The 20176-nt window shown below is 47.4% G+C and carries 22 protein-coding genes; 11 read left to right on the top strand and 11 right to left on the bottom strand.

Features of this window, described 5'->3' with window-relative positions; translation table 11 throughout:
• Nucleotides 1-114 precede the first annotated feature (114 nt).
• The 7 genes from Q1B04_RS00960 to Q1B04_RS00930 all read right to left on the bottom strand — a co-directional run bounded on the left by Q1B04_RS00960 (nucleotide 115) and on the right by Q1B04_RS00930 (nucleotide 5937).
• Nucleotides 115-648 (bottom strand): hypothetical protein, encoded by a 534-nt coding sequence (locus Q1B04_RS00960; protein WP_299754456.1) that lies wholly within the window; start codon nucleotides 646-648, stop codon nucleotides 115-117.
• A complete protein-coding gene (locus Q1B04_RS00955) occupies nucleotides 649-1485 on the bottom strand; it encodes a phytoene/squalene synthase family protein (RefSeq protein WP_299754454.1) in 837 nt (278 codons plus the stop codon).
• Between the two features lie 21 nt (nucleotides 1486-1506).
• Nucleotides 1507-3003 carry a phytoene desaturase family protein gene (crtI, locus tag Q1B04_RS00950; protein ID WP_299754452.1) on the bottom strand — a complete coding sequence of 499 codons (1497 nt, stop codon included), beginning with the start codon at nucleotides 3001-3003 and terminating at the stop codon, nucleotides 1507-1509.
• Nucleotides 3004-3023: 20 nt separating this feature from the next.
• Complete coding sequence (locus Q1B04_RS00945) at nucleotides 3024-3539, bottom strand: RNA polymerase sigma factor (RefSeq protein WP_299754450.1); 516 nt, start codon at nucleotides 3537-3539, stop codon at nucleotides 3024-3026.
• Between the two features lie 226 nt (nucleotides 3540-3765).
• Nucleotides 3766-4641 carry a MerR family transcriptional regulator gene (locus Q1B04_RS00940; protein ID WP_299754448.1) on the bottom strand — a complete coding sequence of 292 codons (876 nt, stop codon included), beginning with the start codon at nucleotides 4639-4641 and terminating at the stop codon, nucleotides 3766-3768.
• Nucleotides 4622-5092 (bottom strand): fatty acid hydroxylase, encoded by a 471-nt coding sequence (locus tag Q1B04_RS00935; protein ID WP_299754446.1) that lies wholly within the window; start codon nucleotides 5090-5092, stop codon nucleotides 4622-4624. The genes Q1B04_RS00940 and Q1B04_RS00935 overlap by 20 nt, the downstream gene beginning before the upstream one ends.
• 71 nt (nucleotides 5093-5163) lie before the next feature.
• On the bottom strand, nucleotides 5164-5937 hold the full coding sequence (locus Q1B04_RS00930; RefSeq protein WP_299754964.1) for an enoyl-CoA hydratase/isomerase family protein: 774 nt from the start codon (nucleotides 5935-5937) through the stop codon (nucleotides 5164-5166).
• A gap of 303 nt (nucleotides 5938-6240) precedes the next feature.
• On the opposite strand from Q1B04_RS00930, the gene Q1B04_RS00925 reads away from it, so the two are divergent.
• The 5 genes from Q1B04_RS00925 (at nucleotide 6241) to paaD (ending at nucleotide 9942) form a co-directional block, all read left to right on the top strand.
• Nucleotides 6241-6849: a TetR/AcrR family transcriptional regulator gene (locus tag Q1B04_RS00925; protein WP_299754444.1), complete on the top strand. Its 609-nt coding sequence runs from the start codon at nucleotides 6241-6243 to the stop codon at nucleotides 6847-6849.
• 71 nt (nucleotides 6850-6920) lie between these two features.
• The gene (gene paaA, locus Q1B04_RS00920) at nucleotides 6921-7907 is read left to right on the top strand and encodes a 1,2-phenylacetyl-CoA epoxidase subunit PaaA (RefSeq protein ID WP_299754442.1); all 987 of its coding nucleotides are present in this window, start codon (nucleotides 6921-6923) and stop codon (nucleotides 7905-7907) included.
• Between the two features lie 79 nt (nucleotides 7908-7986).
• Nucleotides 7987-8622, top strand: coding sequence for a phenylacetic acid degradation b (locus tag Q1B04_RS00915; protein ID WP_299754441.1), 636 nt, complete (start codon nucleotides 7987-7989; stop codon nucleotides 8620-8622).
• On the top strand, nucleotides 8622-9377 hold the full coding sequence (paaC, locus tag Q1B04_RS00910; protein WP_299754439.1) for a 1,2-phenylacetyl-CoA epoxidase subunit PaaC: 756 nt from the start codon (nucleotides 8622-8624) through the stop codon (nucleotides 9375-9377). Before Q1B04_RS00915 ends, paaC begins: the two co-directional genes overlap by 1 nt.
• A gap of 82 nt (nucleotides 9378-9459) precedes the next feature.
• Nucleotides 9460-9942: a 1,2-phenylacetyl-CoA epoxidase subunit PaaD gene (gene paaD, locus Q1B04_RS00905; RefSeq protein WP_299754437.1), complete on the top strand. Its 483-nt coding sequence runs from the start codon at nucleotides 9460-9462 to the stop codon at nucleotides 9940-9942.
• A 92-nt stretch (nucleotides 9943-10034) separates the two neighbouring features.
• Here the strand turns inward: paaD and Q1B04_RS00900 are convergent, their stop codons facing one another.
• The 3 genes from Q1B04_RS00900 to Q1B04_RS00890 form a co-directional block, all read right to left on the bottom strand.
• On the bottom strand, nucleotides 10035-10481 hold the full coding sequence (locus tag Q1B04_RS00900; RefSeq protein WP_299754435.1) for a copper resistance protein NlpE: 447 nt from the start codon (nucleotides 10479-10481) through the stop codon (nucleotides 10035-10037).
• A gap of 153 nt (nucleotides 10482-10634) precedes the next feature.
• Entirely contained in the window at nucleotides 10635-12368 is a 1734-nt protein-coding gene (locus Q1B04_RS00895; RefSeq protein WP_299754433.1) for a M3 family oligoendopeptidase, read from the bottom strand.
• A 115-nt stretch (nucleotides 12369-12483) separates the two neighbouring features.
• Entirely contained in the window at nucleotides 12484-13572 is a 1089-nt protein-coding gene (locus Q1B04_RS00890; protein WP_299754431.1) for a ferredoxin--NADP reductase, read from the bottom strand.
• A 267-nt stretch (nucleotides 13573-13839) separates the two neighbouring features.
• Between Q1B04_RS00890 and Q1B04_RS00885 the strand changes: the two genes are divergently transcribed.
• The 3 genes from Q1B04_RS00885 to Q1B04_RS00875 all read left to right on the top strand — a co-directional run bounded on the left by Q1B04_RS00885 (nucleotide 13840) and on the right by Q1B04_RS00875 (nucleotide 16117).
• Nucleotides 13840-14409, top strand: a complete 570-nt coding sequence (locus Q1B04_RS00885; RefSeq protein WP_299754429.1) for an HNH endonuclease — start codon at nucleotides 13840-13842, stop codon at nucleotides 14407-14409.
• Nucleotides 14410-14463: 54 nt separating this feature from the next.
• Nucleotides 14464-15171: a peptidoglycan DD-metalloendopeptidase family protein gene (locus Q1B04_RS00880; protein ID WP_299754427.1), complete on the top strand. Its 708-nt coding sequence runs from the start codon at nucleotides 14464-14466 to the stop codon at nucleotides 15169-15171.
• Between the two features lie 97 nt (nucleotides 15172-15268).
• A complete protein-coding gene (locus Q1B04_RS00875; protein WP_299754425.1) occupies nucleotides 15269-16117 on the top strand; it encodes a mechanosensitive ion channel domain-containing protein in 849 nt (282 codons plus the stop codon).
• A 113-nt stretch (nucleotides 16118-16230) separates the two neighbouring features.
• Here Q1B04_RS00875 and Q1B04_RS00870 read toward each other — a convergent pair whose 3' ends face one another.
• A complete protein-coding gene (locus Q1B04_RS00870; protein WP_299754423.1) occupies nucleotides 16231-17439 on the bottom strand; it encodes an FtsX-like permease family protein in 1209 nt (402 codons plus the stop codon).
• A gap of 18 nt (nucleotides 17440-17457) precedes the next feature.
• Between Q1B04_RS00870 and Q1B04_RS00865 the strand changes: the two genes are divergently transcribed.
• Genes Q1B04_RS00865 through Q1B04_RS00855 form a run of 3 tightly spaced genes read left to right on the top strand, consistent with a single transcriptional unit; the run spans nucleotide 17458 to nucleotide 20158 of the window.
• Nucleotides 17458-18735, top strand: coding sequence for a DUF1343 domain-containing protein (locus tag Q1B04_RS00865; protein ID WP_299754421.1), 1278 nt, complete (start codon nucleotides 17458-17460; stop codon nucleotides 18733-18735).
• Nucleotides 18735-19664, top strand: coding sequence for a methionyl-tRNA formyltransferase (gene fmt / locus Q1B04_RS00860; protein WP_299754961.1), 930 nt, complete (start codon nucleotides 18735-18737; stop codon nucleotides 19662-19664). Before Q1B04_RS00865 ends, fmt begins: the two co-directional genes overlap by 1 nt.
• Nucleotides 19665-19669: 5 nt before the next feature.
• The gene (locus tag Q1B04_RS00855; RefSeq protein ID WP_299754418.1) at nucleotides 19670-20158 is read left to right on the top strand and encodes a dihydrofolate reductase; all 489 of its coding nucleotides are present in this window, start codon (nucleotides 19670-19672) and stop codon (nucleotides 20156-20158) included.
• Nucleotides 20159-20176: the final 18 nt, after the last annotated feature.

Genomic DNA, 20176 nt, shown 5'->3' with positions numbered 1-20176 from the left:
GTTACTGTGTAAAGGGAATCAATTTGAAAGTATGATGATAAACAACCTGTGTGCGTTCTTTCCCCTTTACCAACTGAGCATGCGCTAATATTTGGCTATATGACCTTGCAAGCGTTAAATAGAGATCTTACGCAGCTCTTTTTTCTCAGCTTCGGTGCAGTGGTCCTTTGTAAGCAGGAAATCGCGCATGGTACGTGCAAACTCAGCAGAAATCACCGTATTTGGATATGCTTTCAGGCTGCTGATCATTATTTTTTTATCGCTCTCCAGGTTTGGGCTCAGGTTAAGGTAGCGCGGCACATAATGCTCCACTGTAAACCTGAGAAAGCGAATTTCTGGATGATCCTTATCCAGCGCAACCGCTTCATCAAAAATGGCAGCGGCTGTTTTAATCTGCTTCAGCTTGCTGTAAGGGTTCCAGACATACTTGGCCATCACTGCCTCTGAAGCAGCCTTGTAAGCCAGCACAACCGGGTTTTTATCCTCATACTTGCCCATCTTTTTGTTAAAGCGCTCTGCAGCCACTTTGTCTTTGCTTGCTTCCAGGTATTCTGTGCGCAACTCAGATAGCTTATAACGGGTTTCGTTACCGGCCATGGCCACGTGTACTACAAAAAGTAAAAGTATAAAAGGTAATTTGTTTAGCATTTAAATTGCGTTAAATCGGTACTTGACGTAGGAGCTGAGCAGTAGCGCCAGCTTAGTATTATCAGGTACTCTTACGCGCTCCTTTAGTATGTGGGTTGCCGGCAGAGCCTGTATCTTACGGAAAAGTTTGCGGTAATAGACGTAAGCCAGGTACACCCCCATGCGGGCAGAACGCGGAAGCGCCATGATTCCGGCATAGGCATCTTCAAAGTCTTTCAGGATGTCCTGCTCTATTTCTGCCTTACAAGCGTTACTGAATTCCCGGTACTCCACCTTCGGAAAGTATACCCGGCCGCGTTCCTTAAAATCACTTTTCATGTCACGCAGGAAGTTTACCTTCTGAAAGGCTGCCCCCAGGCTTTTAGCCGGCTTCTCCAGCCTGTCGAACATTTCCTGATCTCCTTCGCAGAATACCTTTAGGCACATTAGCCCTACCACTTCAGCTGATCCGTAAATATACTCATTATATAGCGCCCGGTCATACACGTGGTCGTCCAGGTCCATTTCCATACTTTTGAGGAAGGCCTCAATATACTTTTTATCGATGCCATACTTGTTTACCACACACTGAAAAGCGTGCAGCACCGGGTTAAGGCTGAGTTTTTGGTCTATGGCCTCGTAGGTTTGCTTTTTGAAATCTGCAAGCAGCTGACGCTTATCATAGTCATGAAACGTGTCCACAATCTCATCAGCGCAGCGCACAAAACCATACACGGCGTAAATGGGCAGGTGGAATTTCTTATCCAGCGTTTTAATGCCTAGAGTAAATGAGGTACTGTAAGCTTGGGTAATAACTTTGCTGCACTGCATGCAGGTATCTTCAAAAAGCTGCTCCATACGCAAAATGGTTATGGTAAATTATACGTTTACGGCAACCGGCGGTGCATACTCCTTCTCAACCTCTCTCGCCACAACCTGCCCCGATATAAGCGAGGGCGGTACGCCAGGCCCGGGCACAGTAAGCTGCCCGGTGTAAAATAGATTTTTAACTTTCTTGCTTTTCAGGCTCGGCTTAAGTATGGCTGTTTGCAAAAGCGTGTTTGCCAGTCCGTAAGCATTTCCCTTAAAAGCATTGTAATCCTGAATAAAGTCTTTGTGGGCATAGCTGCGCTTGTAGATAATATGGCTACGGATTTCCTGCTTTGTCAGCCGTTCCAGGCGATCCATCACCAGATTAAAGTATTTCTCGCGCAACTCCTCCGAGTCTTCTAAGCCAGGAGCCACAGGTATAAGTATGAATAGGTTTTCGCAGCCCTCCGGTGCAACACCAGGGTCGGTAACGGATGGGGCTGACACATAGAAAAGCGGCTTTGTAGGCCACTGCGGGTGCGTGTAAATTTCCTGCGCGTGCGGCCCGAAATCCTCATCAAAGAACAGGTTGTGGTGCCGCAGCTTTTGCAGGCGCTTGTTTACGCCCAGGTAAAACAGCAACGATGATGGCGCCATGGTACGGCTTTCCCAGTAGCTATCGGAGTAACTTTGGTGGCTCTTGGCCAAAAGCTTTTTCTCCACATGGTGGTAATCAGCGCTCGCCACGACTACTTCTGCCTCAAACGTACCCGTATCAGTTTGCACGTGCGTTACGCTTCCATCCTGCACCTCCAGCCGACTCACGTTCTGATTATACATAAACTTTACGCCTTTCTCTTTTGCCAGGCGCACCATTCCTTCTACAATCTTATACATGCCGCCCATCGGGTACCAGGTACCGAGGCTGATATCGGCATAATTCATCAAACTATAAAGAGCAGGTGTATTTTGGGGCAGTGCACCCAGAAAAAGAATTGGAAACTCCATCAGCTTCACAATCTTTTCGTGCTGAAAGAAGCGGCGTATGTGCTTATGGAAAGACTGGAAAACATCCATCCGCAGCACATCCAGCAAAAGGCGGGGATTCATAAACTCGGTTAAGGAGCGTCCGGGTTTGTATACAAGCTGGTTAATGCCAACTTCATACTTATAAGCGGCCTGCTCCAGAAATCGGTCTAATTGAGCGGCGCTACCCGGTTCCATACTTTCAAAAAGCTGGCGCATCTGGGAGAGTTGCGCAGGCACATCCATAAAATCATCCTCACCGAATATAACCGCGTAAGAAGGGTCTAGTCGCTTAAGGTTGTAATAGTCTAATGTGGATTTGCCGAATTTTTGGAAGTATGATTCAAAGACATCGGGCATCCAGTACCAGCTGGGCCCCATATCGAATGTAAAGCCGTTAGAAGAGAAGCTACGGGCACGCCCGCCGGGAGTGCTGTTTTTCTCCAGCACCGTTACGTCATAACCTCTGTCGGCGAGGCTGGTAGCTGCCGCCAGCCCGGAAAATCCTGATCCGATAACAATTACTCGTGTTGCAGCCATAAGGGCAGGTATGGGTTTGGTTAAGCGTCTTGCTTATACACTTTCAGAACCTCCTTCAGCTCCTTACGCGCAATGTGAATGCGGTTTTTAACTGTACCGATCGGGATCTGCAGTTTATCAGCGATTTCAAGGTATTTATATCCTACATAATACATCATGAATGGTGTACGATGCTCTTCGCTGAGGTTCGCAATGGCTTTGTTTATATCGTTCATGACGAAAGTTGCCGTACCTTTGTTTTGCGTCACATAACTTTCGTCAGTGTTAAGATACTGCAGATATTCCGAACTATCGACATTACTACTGCGCTTAGTTACTTTATTATAGTTATTAATAAAGGTATTGCGCATGATAGTATAAAGCCACGCCTTGAGGTTTGTGCCTGATTTAAATTTATCGCGGTTGGTTAGTGCCTTCAACATAGTTTCCTGAACCAGGTCTTTAGCATCATCCAAGTCACGGGTAAGGTTCATGGCCGCCGGCCGAAGCGATTGGGCCACATTCTGTACGAGAGTATTGAATTCCAGAGCTGTCATTCTGTTTAACTTTTATGGTTTAACCATAAACAAATATACGACACACGCGCCAATAAAAATAAGTTTGTGGAGTATATTTTAAATATATGTTAAACAAATTCGACAAATACACCTCTTCTACCTGTGTACGTACATATTATCATGGCAAACGACATAAAAAATCCGCCCTGCCAACACTTTATAAACGAAAGCGCAGGAAGGCCGGATTGCAAGAAGTATGTTATATTTAGGTAAATTTAGCAATAAGCTCTGTCATGCAGCTCAAACGCTGCACATTTTCCGGGAATACAAGAGCATCCTGTTGCACCTGGTAGCCATAAACATAAACTGTACAGCCTGTAAATCGTTGAGAGAGCTTATTTAGGTACGCCTGTACCTCCTCTCGCTCCGGTTGCGAAGTTAAAACAGTGCAGATATACTTTGCCTGAAACTGCTCATATGTCAACTCCAGGTCTTCAAACGGCAGGTGCTGGCCCATATAGACCACGCGCTGGTTGTAAGTTCGCAGAATATAATGCATATACAGCAGCGCCAGCTCATGAAACTCGTTTTCAGGCAAGTATAAAATATAGGCAGGGTCACTTTCTTTCCAGCGGGCAGTTTGGCCATCAATGGCTACCAGCAGTTTTTGCCGGATTAGGTTACTGACAAAATGCTCATGCGCCGGAGTAATATTACCCGTTTGCCACAGCACACCTATTTTGTTAAGGAACGGATAAATTACTTCCTGCATCGTTGCCTGAAAACCCATCTGCACAGCTGCCGTGGACAGAGCACGGTCAAATTTATACTCGTCCATATCCACCATGGCAGATACCAGCGCATTTACATGATGAGAGCAGGCACAGGGGCGCTCACAGAGTTGCCGTACTGTCTGCAGCAACTGTTCTCGCTCCATTTGAGCAATCTTCGAGATTTTGTAGCCGCTCTCGTTCAGAAGCGATATGTTCAGCAGCTCCTTTAAATCAGCGTCGTCGTAATAACGAATATTAGTTTCGGTGCGCCTGGGGTTCAGGATACCGTAACGCTGCTCCCATATCCGAATGGTGTGCGCTTTGATGCCTGATAAATGTTCGAGTTCCTTAATAGTGTACTGAGCCACGTTTCTCCTGTTCCTGTTTCTTCACAATGTCATAAGCTGATCTGAAATACCGCGGTGCAACCCACAGCATCCCAAACGACTCAGAACCTTCTTTACTTTGTACCTTATGGTGCACCTTATGAGCCATGTTTAATGCTTTCAGGTAAACATTAGACGTTTTGCTAAACACCTTAATTCGCCTGTGGATGAAGACATCATGTATCAAAAAATAGGCTACGCCATATAAAGTGATACCTGCGCCAATCCAAAACCTGTAGTCTATTGGGTCGCTGCCGAAGATAAAAAAAAGCATCGCCAGCGTGCCATAGTAGGCAAAAAACAGGTCATTCCACTCAAAGGCGTGGTCATGGTGCGTATGGTGCGACTTATGCAAAAACCACAGAAAGCCGTGCAGCACGTATTTGTGCATAAGCCAGGCTAAGCCCTCCATCGCCACAAAAGTCAATAGCATTATTCCGGTGCCTATCAGCATAACCACAAAACAGCAAGTTTAATAAATAGTTTAAACTATTAAACAAATGTCTACCACTTAATTTGTCCTTTATTAAGAAAGGCGGCTATTCCACGCTGGCAATCCTCACTACCGCGCGCCACGGCGTTCATTTCGGAAGCATACTGCAGTCCTTCTTCAAGGCTCATCGCCTGCACGCGGGCAATCATTTCCTTCGTCACTTCCATAGATTGTCTGGAGTTTTCTGTGCAAAGTTTCTGAGCAAAGGCAAATACGCGTTCCTCAAGTTCTTCGGCAGGCACTATATAATTTACCAAACCATACTTCTCGGCCTCCTCCGCAGAAATCAAATCGCCGGTAAGCAGCAGCTGCTTAGCACGCGACTCCCCTATTTTGCGCAGCAAAAAAACTTTTACAATAGCAGGTATAAACCCTATTTTAACTTCAGTATACCCAAATTTTGCATCCGGCACCGTAAACCCGAAATCGCAGATAGCAGCCAAACCACAGCCCCCGGCAATTGCATGCCCATGAATCTGAGCAATTACAACCTTCTTCAAAGTATAAATCAGCCGGAAAAGCTCCATCAGGTGCGTAGAGTCTAGCAGGTTTTCGTGATAATCGTTCTCCTGCAGGCGCTGAATGTACTCCAGGTCAGCTCCGGCACAAAAAACCTTGCCTTCAGCACGCAGCACAATCAACTTACATGCTTCGTCATCTTCAGCAATCGCAAAAGCCTGCTTCAGTTCAGACACTACCTCAAAGTTCAGCGCATTACGCTTTTCGGCACGAGCCAACGTAACATAGCCGACACGATTTTTTACTTCATAATGCACATATTCCATTGTCAGCCTTTCAGCCGTATTGATCATTTCAGTCATGATGTATAGTCTTATATAATAAGTATAGCCATTCGTTCAAATATACGGAAGTACAGAAGCAATGCTGCATAATATTATGCTTGCCGCTTACATGCACAACAACAAGTATAGACCATTGGTTATGTTAACCCAACAATTAAAGCTACAACTCCCCTGCCAACATTCTAAAAGTATAAACGTTTATAAAAATAAATTTGCTAACGAACGTTAGGTTGCTTATATTTGTTAAACTAGTATGGAAGTCGTATTGAGCAGGAAAGAACAAAATTGAGCAGGAAAGAACAAATCGAAAAAACAGCCACTGCCCTTTTCAGAACAAAGGGATATTCGGCTACATCGATGCGTGACCTAGCCAATGCGCTGGGCATTGAGGCTGCCAGTATTTACTCGCACATCAAGTCTAAAGAAGAAATACTGCAGCGGGTTTGCTTTAAAATGGCGCAGGAGTTTTTTGAGGCCATAGATGCCGCCGAAGCGACAGAGAGATCTGCCACAGACCGGCTAAAGCGCGCCATTGCCGCCCATGTGCAGGTACTGACGCAGAACACAGAAGCTGCAGCCGTTTTTCTGCACGAGTGGCGCCACCTGAGCGAACCGATGCACAGTACGTACCTGTCGCTCCGCGATAAGTATGAGGCCCGGTTCAGGGAGATTATCCGCTCCGGCATAAGCAATGGAGAGTTTACTGTGCCTGATGAGAAGTTTGCCGCTCTTACCATACTTTCCGGGCTTAACTGGACCCACACCTGGTATAAGCCAAACGGGAAAATGACACCGGCAGAGATTGCCGATAACCTGACTGAGATGCTACTAAACGGCCTGAGCACTAAAAAGCAGGCTTTACAAGATACATATTCTCACCTTAACACACCCTAACTAATCTACCTTTATCAGCTGGGCCGGAAACGGCTCAGCAACCTTATTTCAGAACCTTAAAACTATATATTATGTACGGAGGAGGAAACATTTTCGAGGCTACCAAATTTGACGACCTGCAGACAGAAGACCCTGCAAAACTGGCCGAATTTGAAGCGCGCATTGCACGAGGCGAAAAAATTGAGCCGACTGACTGGATGCCGGAGTTGTACCGTAAGCAGCTGATCCGCATGATCGAGCAGCACGCGCACTCTGAGATTATCGGCGCCTTGCCGGAAGGTACCTGGATTACCCGCGCCCCTGGTTTCCGCCGCAAAATGGCGCAGATGGCTAAGGTGCAGGATGAGGTAGGCCATGCGCAGCTTCTATACTCTGCCGCCGAAACGTTGGGTAAGTCGCGCGAGCAAATGCTGACGGACTTGATCAACGGCAAATCAAAGTATTCCAACGTATTTAACTACCCTGCTTTTACCTGGGCAGATTCCAATATTATTTCCTGGCTGATTGATGCGGGTGCGATTGTGAACCAGATGGCAAACGCCAAAGGCTCTTATGGCCCGTACTCCCGTGCGCTGGAGCGTATCTGCGCCGAGGAAGCTTTCCACCTGAAGTATGGCCACGATGCTGTGGTGCACATGGCAACAGGTTCTCCAAAGCAGCGCGAGATGATCCAGGCAGCACTTAACCGCTGGTGGCCGCCGATTATGACGTTCTTCGGCCCGTCTGATAAAATGAGTACGCACACTGAAACGCTTATGCGCTGGAAGGTTAAGATGGCTTCTAATGACGAATGCCGCCAGCAGTTCCTGGATATGTATGTGCCGAAAATATGGGAGCTTGGCCTGACCGTGCCTGATCCAAACTTAAAGAAAAACCAAGAAACCGGGCAGTGGGAATTCACCGAGCCAGATTGGGATGAGTTTAAGCGCGTGATAAACGGCGACGGCCCTTGCAACGCTGAGCGTCTTGCCGTACGCCGAACTGCCGAAGAGCGCGGTGCCTGGGTACGTAGAGCCCTGCTGAACCCGAAAGCAAAATATGTACGCCCATTAGCGTAGGCGTACTTAGTTAAAAGTTGAGAGTTAAAAGTTTAAAAGTGCTTCTAACTCTTAACTCTTCACTCTTAACTCATAACTTATGTTAAAGTCCCTTGACCCACGAGTTACTCGACTGAACCTGCCGGACGGCGAAGTGCCTCCGATGGAGGAAAAGCCTGAACTGGATCAGTTTGAAACCTACGAAGCCTTTCATCAGAAAAAAGATGGCGCTGCCCATACTTACGTTGGCCCAGTGCATGCCCCTAACGAGGATGTGGCTTTCCTGTTTGCCAAAGAGCAGTACAGCCGCCGTTTCCCTTGCGTAGGCCTTTGGATTGCGCGCACTGAAAACATTCAGGTAACGCCTTATGGCAACGATGGCGAAAACGTGTATGACATGCTTCGCATTGAAGAGACTGCCGAGCAGATCGAACAGCCGGAGCCTTACGAAATTTTCCATCTGAAGAAACGCGGAAAAGCCCATACCCATGCTGGTCGCGTGATGGCAACATCTTACCTGAACGCGCTACAGGAGGCAAAGCAAGCTTTTGGAGAGAAAAGCCCTATCGTGAACGTGTGGGTAGTAAAATCTAAGGATGTGCTGCAGTCTGCGGAGGATGACAAGGATATGTGGACTACCGTGCCGGAGAAAAAATACCGCGAAGCCATCGCTTACAAGGTGATGGACAAGATTACGAAGTATAAAGAAGAACGTAAAAACACACCTGCCCAATAATGAACGAGCTCGCGATAAAAGACCTGCTGTACAAACTGGCCGATGACCAACTTATACTTGGCCACCGCAACTCCGAGTGGACTGGCTTTGGCCCGATACTGGAAGAGGACATTGCTTTTTCGTCGATGGCGCAGGACAAGATAGGCCATAGCCTGGCATTTTATACTTTGCTGCACGAGCTCGGAGAGGCCGAGCCGGATACCGTTGCCTTTACGCGAAATGCCAACCAGTTCCACAACAACCAATTGGTAGAACTACCTAACGGTGAGTATGATTTCAGCCTGATCCGCCACTTCCTATACGACAACGCCGAAATTATCCGCTTTGAGATGCTCTCGCAGTCAAGTTATGAGCCGATTGCCAAAGTAGCCATGAAATTGAAGGGTGAAGTGAAGTACCACGTGCTGCATGCCAACACTTGGATCAAAAACCTTGGGACCTCTACCGAAGAGGCTCTTATCCGTTTGCAGTCATCGCTCAATGAGGCTCTACCTTACGCACTTGGGATGTTTGAGAAATCAACTTATGAGCAGGAACTGATAAACGCCGGAGTGTATGCAGGTGAAGAAGCGGTGAAATCAGAGTGGCTGAAGCGGATACAGGCAGTACTCGAGAAGACAGAGCTAAGGCTGCCTGACCTGAAAAGTAAAGAGCCAAAGCTTGGCGGGCGCTACGGCGAGCATACCGAGCACCTGCAACCGCTGTTGGATGAAATGGCTGAAGTATTCAAAATTGACCCGACTGCTGAGTGGTAATTCTTACGTATCACGTAGCACGACATCCGCAGGGAGTTTGTAATAAAGTAGAAAGTCATGGTACCTGATACAATCAAAAAATATGCTGACAAAAGAAGACATATTAATACTACTGGAGGAGGTAAAAGACCCTGAAATACCGGTGCTCTCACTGGTAGATTTAGGTGTGATTACGGGCGTGGAAGTATCAGATAAGAACCACGTGACTGTGAACATGACACCTACCTTTGCCGGTTGCCCTGCCATGGATTATATGAAAAAGGACGTGGAGCTCACATTAGAAAAGCACGGCATCAGCAACCATACAGTTAATATGACTTTTGACAAACCCTGGGATAGCAACAAACTTACCGAGCGAGGCAGAAAGCATTTGAAAGAATTCGGTTTGGCCCCTCCACCCAAATATGACCTGATCCTGGATCTCGATATTCTGGAGCACGTGAAGTGCCCGTACTGCGAAAGTGAGAATACAACTATGCGTACTCCTTTCGGCCCGACACTTTGCCGCTCCATGCACTACTGCAACAACTGCAAGCAAATGTTTGAGCAGTTTAAGCCCCTGTAACGTATAAGCATAATTACAAAAATCCGCCCCAGCCATTTTACTATAGCTGGGGCGGATTTTCTTTTACTGCTGTCTCAAATACACTGCCTCTTCTACTTTTGATTAATTCTTTTAAGCCGGTACATAGCAGCCATATCAGAATTTATACGCTTTCCTACTGTATCCAGCATGACAAGTGCATCCGGCATTATTTCAAACTTAATCATCCCGCTGCCGTCCGGCTTCTCTAAATTAAGTACGCCTGAGGCATCTACTTCCCAAGCACCTGCTTGCTCCACTGCCTCCGCACTGCGCTCCAGGTATACCAGCTTTTCCTGATAGGTTTGGTCCGGAAAAATCTGCAGCGTGTAGCTAATACCAGGGCAGTCAGCGCAGGGAAGCATACCTTGCCAAGTACCTACAACCGTCTCTGACTGAGACACAAGCTCAGCGGTAGCCTCTATTGCGTTTGGAATGGAAGCTGAAGCAGAGGCTTTATTGCTGGAGCAAGAAATGCTCAAAAATACCAAAGGAAGAATCAAGAGTAAGCTAACTTTCATAGTTTAGATCGATTGTTTCAGTCTTTAACTGCGAAAAGCAGATTTGGGTTAAGATTATACTTCGTTGAGATAAAGCACCTGGTTGTGTACAAAAAAAGCGAGCACGCTCTACAAAAGGCATGCCCGCTGCATTACTTGATCTTAAAGTATAAATCAGATTTTTGCCATCTCGTCTTTCACAAAATCCACAAGGCTGTTAATATATACTGTGCTGAAATCGAATTTAATGCCCGCGGCTTCATAGACCTCGCCAATGGAAACGGTGTAGCCGAGGCTTAGCGCACGCTTATAGGCGGCAAGTCCTTCGGTAGGGTTCTCTTTATAGTTTTTCCAGACAGCAATAGCTCCTAATTGCGCCATGGCATACTCGATGTAGTAAAACGGCACCTCATAAATGTGCAGCTGCTTCTGCCACATGTATGGTTTATACTTTTCTAACCCTTCCCAGCTTACCATTTTGTGGTTAAAGGTCTCAAAGATCTTCAGCCACTCCTGGTGGCGCTGCTCCTGCGTCTGCTCCGGGTTTTCGTAAATCCAGTGCTGAAACTTATCTACAGTGGCTACCCATGGGAACGTCTCCAGCACACTTTCCAGATGCGTTTTCTTCGCGCGCTTCAGCTCGTCCTCGTCCTCGAAAAAAGTATCCCAGAAGTCCATCGAGATCAACTCCATAGACATAGATGCCAGCTCAGCAACTTCTGAAGGTGGGTGTTTGAAAGAGTTAAGCCACAGATCACGCGTCAGGAAGGAGTGTACAGCGTGGCCCCCTTCGTGCAGCATGGTAATTACATCGCGCAGGCTAGAGGTAGCGTTCATGAAAATAAACGGCACTCCAATTTCATCTAGCGGATAATTATAACCGCCTGGTGCTTTCCCTTTTCTGGACTCCAGGTCTAAGTGTCCCATTTCGCGCATGGTAGCCAGGCAGTCGCCCAGGTAGTTATCCAGCTTGTAAAACACCTGCACTGTTTTCTCCAGCAGCTCATCACCCGATTGAAAGGGCTCCAGTGGCTTTTTGCCTGAGGGGTCCACATCCAGGTCCCAGGGGCGCAGTTGCTCCACACCTAGCTGCTGCTTGCGCTCCTCATCAAACTTTGTGAGCAAAGGAACAATGGTTTTCTCTATGGAAGTATGGAAGTCGAAACAGTCTTGCGGCGTGTAATCGAAACGGCCCATGGCAGCGAACATGTAGTCGCGGAAGTTCTCAAAATCAGCATTCTCAGCTACTTTGTGGCGCAACTTCAGGAGTTCGTCAAAAAGGCCATCCAGTTTTTCACGGTCCTGGTAGCGGCGCTCCTGCACGGTGAGCCAGGCTTCTTCCCGAACGCCCCTGTCAGTACGCTTCAAACGGTCTGCGGCACGCTGTAACGTCATTTCTTCCCCGTCTAACGTTACGGTCATGGCACCTGTAGTAGCCGCATACTGCTGCTGCTTTGTGCTGATTTCTGTCTGCAGCGGAATATTTTCTTCACGGAAAATTTCCAAAGCGCGCTCCACCCCACGCAAATAGATTTTATACTTTTCCTTGTCCAGCCCGTTCCCATAAGGCGAGTGCATAAGCTTTAAATTCAGCTCATGATCCAGGGGGGCAATGTTTGGTTCTATCTCTGAAATAAAGTGTTGAAAAGCCTGCGTGGTTTCCTCATTCTGCGTGTCGCAGGTCATGCGTATGTAGCGCCACCCTAAGTCCTCAGAAAGCACACTCTCCAACTCGCTGCGGTCACGCATCCACTTCTCCAGCTCCTCTACATTATTAACCTGGCGTGTTTTCAATTCTTCAAAGTATGGCCTTATGGTTTCCCAGTCCTCTACCTTAAAATTTTCGGAGAGATAGGTGCGTGGGCTACGTTCCGGTATAGTTAGGTTTGTCGTTGGTTGTATTGTCATTATTGCAATGTATATTTAAGAAGTACAATATAAGCACTTCTTATGAAAGTACAAAAAAAAGAGCAGTGCCAGAAAAAACTTATCCGGCGCTGCTCTTATATACGCTTTTTAAACTTTAACCGATCTCTATTACTACGTTTGATGTGAGGGGATGGCCTACGCAGTTAAGCACGTATCCTTCTTCCATTTCAGCGTCAGATAATCCCTCACGCTCGTCTAAGTGTACTTTGCCGCTCAGGCACTTACCACGGCAAGCGGTGCAGAGCCCGGCCTGGCAGGAGTAAGGTAAATCAATGTCCTGCTCCAGGGCAGCCTCTAGTATTGTCTGGTCTGGCTCTACTACAAAGCTGTACTCGGAGCCTTCGTAAATAACCGTTACGTTCTGGGTTACAATTTCCCCGTCATCTTCCGAAGAAAGCACATCTCCATGCTGCGCCTCCTGCTGCTGTTTATCCAGCAGTTTGTTACTCACAAAGCTTTCTCTGAAAATACGATCAGCAGGAACGTGCAGCACATCCAGTGCGTGGCGCACCTCCTCCATCATGCCTTCAGGGCCACACATGTAATAAATGCCGTCGCTAATTTTGGCTAATTGCAGCCGCTCCAGAATTTTGATGATCATACTTTGGTTCATGCGGCCCCGGTGGTCGCAGGCCTCACGCGGCTGGCTGAAGATATACTCCACATGCAGGCGCTCCTGGTACTGCACCTCTAATTGCTGCAGCTGCTCTTTAAAAATAACAGAGTCTTCGTCGCGGTTGCCGTACAGTAGCGTTACGTTACTTTTTGGCTCCTCGCGCAGCACAGCTTTAAGTATAGACATTAGTGGCGTAATGCCGCTGCCAGCGCCAAACAGCAATACCTGCCGTTGGTTGGTTGGGGCACAGGTGAGGCAAAAATTACCGATAGGCTCCATCACTTTTACCTCCTGCCCTACCTGCAGGCTATCCAGCAGGTAGTTAGACAACAATCCGCCTTCTACGCGCTTAACAGTTACTGAAAGGCGCGGCGCCTCGTGCGGGGTGCTGGAGAGGGAGTAAGAACGGCGTATCTCTTTACCTTCTACAGGCAGGATCAGTGTCAGGAACTGGCCCGGCTTATAGTTTATCGCTTGTTTTTCAGGATGTTCAAAATGAATAGTGGCAGCATCTGCCGTTTCACGGGTAATTTCTACAACCTTTAAGGTCAGATAAGGGTTACTCATGTTTTTATACTTTAGCTCTGATGTGTCTAGGACTAAAACTTATTTTGGCCCTGAAAGTTACGACAATCCCTCCTGTTCTGGGAAAGTATCGTATAAAATTTAGAAACACCAGCCCCCGGTGAATAATAAAAAATTTGAATATTAGTTGTAAAATATATTAAAAAAAAGTTGAACTTTACAACACGCTGCAACGGCTACAGTATTTATACTTCACAGCCCATGCTTCTGTATTAAACGCTATCCTTACTATAACATGAAAACAACCAAATGCTGTACAAATTAACACTCAAGAACTGTGATAAAACTGTAGTTGTAGATGACACTACGTACGATTACATTCAGCGCAACGCGTATCTGCAACAAATCGAATTTCTGAAGCACCTGCGCATCCACTCCAACGGCTATGCTTTTTTTCAGAAAAACTGGCCGCTCAAAAATGGTAAATACCGCAACGAGACGATCTACCTTCACAAAATGATTGGCGAGCAACTGCTCGAAAAACCTGAAAGCGACCTGAAGCTGTACGTACACTTCAAAAACGGCAACAAGCTTGACTGCCGCCGTGAGAACCTAGAATGGGCTCCGCTTTGCAAAATTGTTCGCAACACCACAAAAACCGAAAACAAGCTTGGTGTGCGCGGGGTGCACAAAGAAGCCCAGAAATACCGCGCCATCATTCACCACAACAAGCAGCGTATCAACCTGGGTACCTTCGAAACACTGCAGGAGGCTGCCCTGGCCTACAGCAAAAAATCAGAAGAGCTTTTCGGCAAAACCAAGAGCCTTAAAACCTTCTCCAAGGTATTAGAGGAGGAAGAGGCTGCGCCTTTAAACTAAATTCTACTTAACTTGCACAACGGGCATCCCAAACTATGCCCGTTGTGCAAGCTTATGAAAAACACCCAAGACCTTAGCGCCCTGCTAAGCAGGAACTGCCATGCTTTTGCCCCAGTGTTGGATGCCAACCTGAACGCTGAAAGCGTGTGCACACTGGATTTCTCCGAAAAAAACCAACTGCTGCAAAACACCGATTTGCAGGATACTGCTGCCTTTAACCAGGCAGTTGAACAAATGCTGCGACAGCATAAAGCCACCACGGGCGTTGGTGGGTATCTGGAGGATCGTTTTATTTACCGCCGCAGCCGCCATTTTGACGTACAGGCTGAAAGCCGCAACCTTCATCTAGGTGTGGATGTGTGGCTACCCGCAGGCATTGCCGTTTTTACCCCGTTAGATGCCACTATCCATAGTTTTGCTGATAATGATAATTTTGGTGATTACGGCCCCACTATTATTCTGCAGCATGAATTGGAGGGGGTTACCTTTTATACTTTATACGGGCATCTGAACCGGGCCTCCTTGCAGGGGCTGCAGGAAGGGAAGCATTTTGCCAAAGGCGCAAAGATAGCGGAAGTTGGTCCGTACCCCGAAAACGGCCATTGGCCGCCGCACCTGCACTTCCAGGTTATTGCCGACATGAGCGGAAAGCACGGTGATTTTCCGGGTGTTGCTACCAATTCTGAGCGTGCAAAGTATGAGAAGTTGTGCCCCAACCCAAACCTGATTCTGCAGTGCCGTCACCTCACGGCTTTATTTTAAAATTGTCTCAGAACAGTATCATCCATCAGAAAGTGTACTCACATGATCATATTCTCACAAACCTTATAACTTTTAACTCTATAACTTTTTAACTCTTATGGTGCTGGATATAGATTCTATCCGCGAAATGGTTGCAAACTTTGCCGTGCTTTACGGTTTTAAGCTGTTGGTTGCCATCTTTATTCTAATTATCGGAACCTGGGTTATCAGGCGCCTTAAATTATTGATTAACAGCATAATGCTACGCAAAGGCGTAGATGAGTCGCTGCGCCCCTTCCTTACCAGTATACTTAACATATCGCTGTGGGTGCTGCTGATTGTGCTGGTAATTGCACAGTTGGGCGTAGAAATGACTTCTTTTATTGCCGTACTCGGCTCAGCTGGCCTTGCTATTGGTTTGGCACTACAGGGAAGCCTCTCAAATTTTGCGGGCGGCGTACTTATACTTACCATAAAACCTTTCAGGGTAGGTGATTATATCGAGGCACAAGGGCAAGGCGGCACTGTTAAACTGATCAACATCTTTAACACTGTGCTTAAAACGGCTGATAATAAAACGATCTATATGCCCAACGGACCGCTGGCCTCTACTGTGGTGGTAAATTACTCGGTAGAATCTACACGACGGGTTGAGCTGCTTTTCACCATATCTGTTAACAACGACATTGGCAAAGTGCGGCAGTTGCTTCAGCAGCTGGTAACCGAGGATGAGCGAATTATGGCTGAGCCTGCCCCTGTCATAGTTGTCACTAATTTTGCCGAGCATTCAATTACCATCAGTACCCGTATCTGGTGCAAACGTGAAGATTACTGGAGCCTGTTCTGGGACATGAATGAGCGTGCAAAAGATGCTTTTGAGAAGAATAACATTGCATTGCCAGTTCCCAAAAGAGAAGTCCTTACACAGCAAAACGGAAGTCAGCCCAAGGCTGCAGCTGCAGTATAGATCATTTTCAAAGTATAAAAAGCGAGGGACTAACCGAATACGGTTAGTCCCTCGCTTTTTATACTTGGTCTGCTTGTTAGTTCTGATTTACAAAGTATGAATGATGACTCTTCTTAATCAAACTTTATTGCCTTTACAGGTTTGATGCGTGCAATCATGGCGGCAGGTATAATTATCGCCAACATGGTAAGTACAAGCGTAAGCGCGTTCAGGATCAGAATCATGCCGATGTTCCAGCTGATAGGCACGCGGTCCATGTAGTAGTTCTCTGGGTCCAGCGGAATCAGCTCAAAATAATACTGCACCGCGCAAAAGCCAATCCCGATGATGTTACCCCAAACCAGGCCTTTCAGCGTCAGTTTCAATCCACGGAAGTAAAAGACCTGCCGGATCTGGGCATCTGTGGCTCCTACAGCTTTTAGAACGCCAATCATGTTTATCCGCTCAATAATCATGATAAACACTGTCGAAACCATGTTAAACGTTGCCACGAAGATGATGAGCACTAAAAAGATCACGACGTTCTTCTGCAGCAGTTTCAGCCAGTCAAATAGCTGGGCGTGCCGGTCCGTAATCTTCTCCAACTGCAAATCATAGTTCATATTTTCGAACACTACCTCTGCAGCTTCATCTATCTGCTCAAAATCCTGGAGCACCACCTCCACGCCTCCTACCAGTGTATCTGGCCAATTGTTCAACTCCCGTAACAGTTTAATGTCACTGAGTACAAAAACCTCGTCAAACTCTTCGAGCCCGGTATTATAAATTCCGCTTACCCGTAGCTTACGAGCCCGCGGCGGATTCTGGACAAAGTAAAAAATTGCCTCGTCGCCCACGCTCAGGCGGAGTTTACTGGCAATTGCCTGGCTCAGTAGCACGTCTTTAGACGAGGCGGTATCTGTAAAAGCCATGAGCTCCCCGCCCTTCAGGTTCTGCTGCATGGCGCTTAAATCATAGGTATCGCCTACGCCTTTCACCACCACGCCCAGCACCTCATCCTCTGTCTTGATGATGGCTGTTTTACGCGCAAAACCCTGTATTTTTCTTATACCCGGAATGGAGTCCGACAGCCCGATATTGTAGCTGATCGGAGAGCCTTCGTAAGAGTTATTGGTGTCATACTTGCTGATTTGCAGGTGTGCCCCGAAACTGAAGATCTTCTCACGGATCTCGTTACGGAAGCCTTCCAATATGGCAAAAGACACAATCATGATGGCTATGCCTGCAGCTATACTTATAATTGCTATTTTTGTAACTGACTGCGTAAAAGAGCCAGTCTGCACTTCTGATATTTTATCGGATATGTATTTGGAGATATTCACTCGCCTTAAATCAGATTAATGGCCTTAAAGATAGGTATGAATTTTGACTTCTACCTTACAAAAACGATGACACACCCTTTCCTATACCTTACCGCATCGCTGCTGCTCTCGCTTGGCGGCTGCAATTCTAAACAAGTGCCTGCCACAACAGCAGCGCCAGAGCAAAACCAGGTTACTGCCGCGGCCCCTGCACCAGAGGCCCAACCCTTTAAAACAGGCGCAGAGCGATTAGAAGCCTACCTGCCGCAGCTACAGGGCAAGCGCGTGGGCATGATTGTGAACCAAACCTCCACCATTGGACAAACGCACCTTGTCGATACGCTCCTGAGCCGGGGTGTAGAGATAAAAACGATATTCGCGCCGGAGCACGGCTTCCGTGGTGAGGCTGACGCGGGTGCGCATATAAAAGATGGCAACGACCCAAAAACAGGCTTGCCCATCATCTCGCTTTACGGCAAAAACAAAAAACCGCTGCCGCAGCAGATAAAAGATCTGGACGTGCTGCTGTTCGACATTCAGGATGTGGGCACGCGATTCTATACGTACATCAGCACCATGCATTATGTAATGGAGGCCGCCGCAGAAAATGGAAAAGAAGTGGTTATACTGGACCGCCCAAACCCGAACGGACATTATGTAGACGGGCCGGTACTGGAAATGGAACTGCAGTCGTTTGTGGGCATGCACCCGATTCCGATTGTGCACGGGCTTACCGTAGGCGAACTGGCCAAAATGATTAACGGCGAAAAGTGGCTGGAGGGGCAGCGCCAGGCAAAACTCACGGTTATCCCGATGGAAAACTATGACCATAACATGGCTTACGATTTACCTGTGAGGCCTTCACCAAACCTGCCAAACGCACAGGCCATTGCACTATACCCTTCCATCTGCTTCTTTGAAGGCACAAACGTGAGTGTTGGGCGAGGCACTGCTACACCTTTCCAGTTAATTGGCAGCCCATATTATCAGATCAAGGATTTTAGCTTTACGCCAACCAGCACCCCAGGCGCCACCGATCCTCCCCACAAGGGCGTTACCTGCTATGGCATGGACCTGACAGACCCGTCCGATGCGCAGCCTTTTACGCTGAGTTACCTACTGGAAATGTATAACAACTCCAGTAACAAGGATAAGTTCTTCAACAACTTCTTCGAAAAACTGGCGGGTACCACCAAACTGCGCGAGCAGGTAAAAGCAGGCAAGACAGAGGCGGAGATTCGCGCCAGCTGGGAGCCTGCCTTATCAAACTACAAAGCTAAGCGCAAGCAGTACCTTTTATACCCAGACTTTAGCTAATTATGAAAGATTTACGCATCATGTTTATGGGTACGCCGGATTTTGCCGTGCCAACCCTGCAGACACTCGTGGAGAATAAGTATAATGTTGTAGCTGTTATCACGGCCCCTGACAAACCGGCCGGGCGTGGCCAGAAGCTGAACCAGTCGCCGGTTAAGGAGTATGCTGTTTCGCAGCATATTCCGGTGCTGCAGCCAACAAACCTTAAATCAGAGGTTTTTCTGGAAGAACTCAGAAGCTACAGTGCTAACCTGCAAATTATTGTGGCGTTTAGAATGCTGCCGGAAGTTGTATGGGCGATGCCTGAGTTGGGCTCTTTCAACATTCACGCATCGCTGCTGCCGCAGTACCGCGGGGCCGCGCCTATAAACTGGGCCATCATCAACGGAGAGAAAGAAACAGGTGTTACCTCCTTTTTCCTGAAGCATGAGATTGACACCGGTGATTTGATTTTCCAGGAGCACATGTCGATTCTGGAAGAAGATGATTTCGGTACGCTGTATGAAAAGCTGAAGTATAAAGGCGCTGAGCTGGCATTGCGAACCGTGCAGGCTATCGAACGCAACGAAGTGCAGCCACAGCCGCAGTTAATCTCCTCCGAAACTAGACATGCGCCTAAGATATTTAAAGACACCTGCGAGATTAACTGGAACCAGCCGGCAGAGCAGGTACGCAATTTTATCAGAGGCCTCAGCCCTTACCCAGCCGCCTGGACAAAGCTTAACGGGAAAAACTTTAAAATTTATAAAGTAACCGTGCTGGATGATGCTGTTTATACTTCGGAGCCCGGCACTATCCACACCGACAACAAAAACTTCCTGCACATACAAACTGCTGAAGGCGCACTTGCTGTGCTCGACCTGCAGATGGAAGGTAAAAAACGTATGCCGGCGCAGGACCTGCTGCGTGGCTATAATTTTGAAGTATAACTGATATGATAGCGATTGTAGTAGCCGCCGCCGAAAACAATGTGATTGGCAAAGACAATGACCTGATCTGGTACCTGCCCGCCGACCTGAAGCATTTTAAGCGCCTCACCATGGGCCATCCGATGATTATGGGTCGCAAAACCTATGAGGCTATCGGAAAGCCGCTTCCGGGCCGTACTTCAATTATTATCACCTCTCAAATAGACTACCATGCTGATGGATGCATTGTGGTACACTCTTTAGAAGAGGCCATCGCTAAAGGCAAAGAGCTGGATGCGGAGCAGGTAAGTATAATTGGAGGGGCCAATGTTTATAGGCAAGCGCTTCCCTACACCGACAAAGTATACCTAACACGAGTGCATCATACTTTCGATGGAGATGCCTACTTCCCGGAGCTGCCCGAAAACAAATGGCAGGTGGTGGAGCAGGAACAACATGAGCCGGACGAGAAAAACAAGTATAGCTATACATTCCTGACGCTGGAAAGGAAGTAACGCAAGTATAAAAGCAGA

This window comes from uncultured Pontibacter sp. (assembly GCF_947495565.1).
Lineage (GTDB): Bacteria > Bacteroidota > Bacteroidia > Cytophagales > Hymenobacteraceae > Pontibacter.
This window is presented reverse-complemented; position numbering and strand designations above follow the sequence as displayed.

Bases quoted from the DNA above. Each gene is read 5' to 3' on its own strand.
- Q1B04_RS00855 (WP_299754418.1), top strand. From the start codon at position 19,670: ATGATAGCGATTGTAGTAGCCGCCGCCGAAAACAATGTGATTGGCAAA.
- Q1B04_RS00935 (WP_299754446.1), bottom strand. From the start codon at position 5,092: ATGCTATTGACTTTTGTGGCGATGGAGGGCTTAGCCTGGCTTATGCAC.
- Q1B04_RS00885 (WP_299754429.1), top strand. From the start codon at position 13,840: ATGCTGTACAAATTAACACTCAAGAACTGTGATAAAACTGTAGTTGTA.
- Q1B04_RS00955 (WP_299754454.1), bottom strand. From the start codon at position 1,485: ATGGAGCAGCTTTTTGAAGATACCTGCATGCAGTGCAGCAAAGTTATT.
- Q1B04_RS00930 (WP_299754964.1), bottom strand. From the start codon at position 5,937: ATGGAATATGTGCATTATGAAGTAAAAAATCGTGTCGGCTATGTTACG.
- paaD (WP_299754437.1), top strand. From the start codon at position 9,460: ATGCTGACAAAAGAAGACATATTAATACTACTGGAGGAGGTAAAAGAC.
- Q1B04_RS00895 (WP_299754433.1), bottom strand. From the start codon at position 12,368: ATGACAATACAACCAACGACAAACCTAACTATACCGGAACGTAGCCCA.
- Q1B04_RS00875 (WP_299754425.1), top strand. From the start codon at position 15,269: ATGGTGCTGGATATAGATTCTATCCGCGAAATGGTTGCAAACTTTGCC.
- Q1B04_RS00890 (WP_299754431.1), bottom strand. From the start codon at position 13,572: ATGAGTAACCCTTATCTGACCTTAAAGGTTGTAGAAATTACCCGTGAA.
- Q1B04_RS00900 (WP_299754435.1), bottom strand. From the start codon at position 10,481: ATGAAAGTTAGCTTACTCTTGATTCTTCCTTTGGTATTTTTGAGCATT.
- Q1B04_RS00880 (WP_299754427.1), top strand. From the start codon at position 14,464: ATGAAAAACACCCAAGACCTTAGCGCCCTGCTAAGCAGGAACTGCCAT.
- Q1B04_RS00945 (WP_299754450.1), bottom strand. From the start codon at position 3,539: ATGACAGCTCTGGAATTCAATACTCTCGTACAGAATGTGGCCCAATCG.
- paaC (WP_299754439.1), top strand. From the start codon at position 8,622: ATGAACGAGCTCGCGATAAAAGACCTGCTGTACAAACTGGCCGATGAC.
- Q1B04_RS00960 (WP_299754456.1), bottom strand. From the start codon at position 648: ATGCTAAACAAATTACCTTTTATACTTTTACTTTTTGTAGTACACGTG.
- Q1B04_RS00865 (WP_299754421.1), top strand. From the start codon at position 17,458: ATGGCCTTAAAGATAGGTATGAATTTTGACTTCTACCTTACAAAAACG.
- crtI (WP_299754452.1), bottom strand. From the start codon at position 3,003: ATGGCTGCAACACGAGTAATTGTTATCGGATCAGGATTTTCCGGGCTG.
- paaA (WP_299754442.1), top strand. From the start codon at position 6,921: ATGTACGGAGGAGGAAACATTTTCGAGGCTACCAAATTTGACGACCTG.
- Q1B04_RS00915 (WP_299754441.1), top strand. From the start codon at position 7,987: ATGTTAAAGTCCCTTGACCCACGAGTTACTCGACTGAACCTGCCGGAC.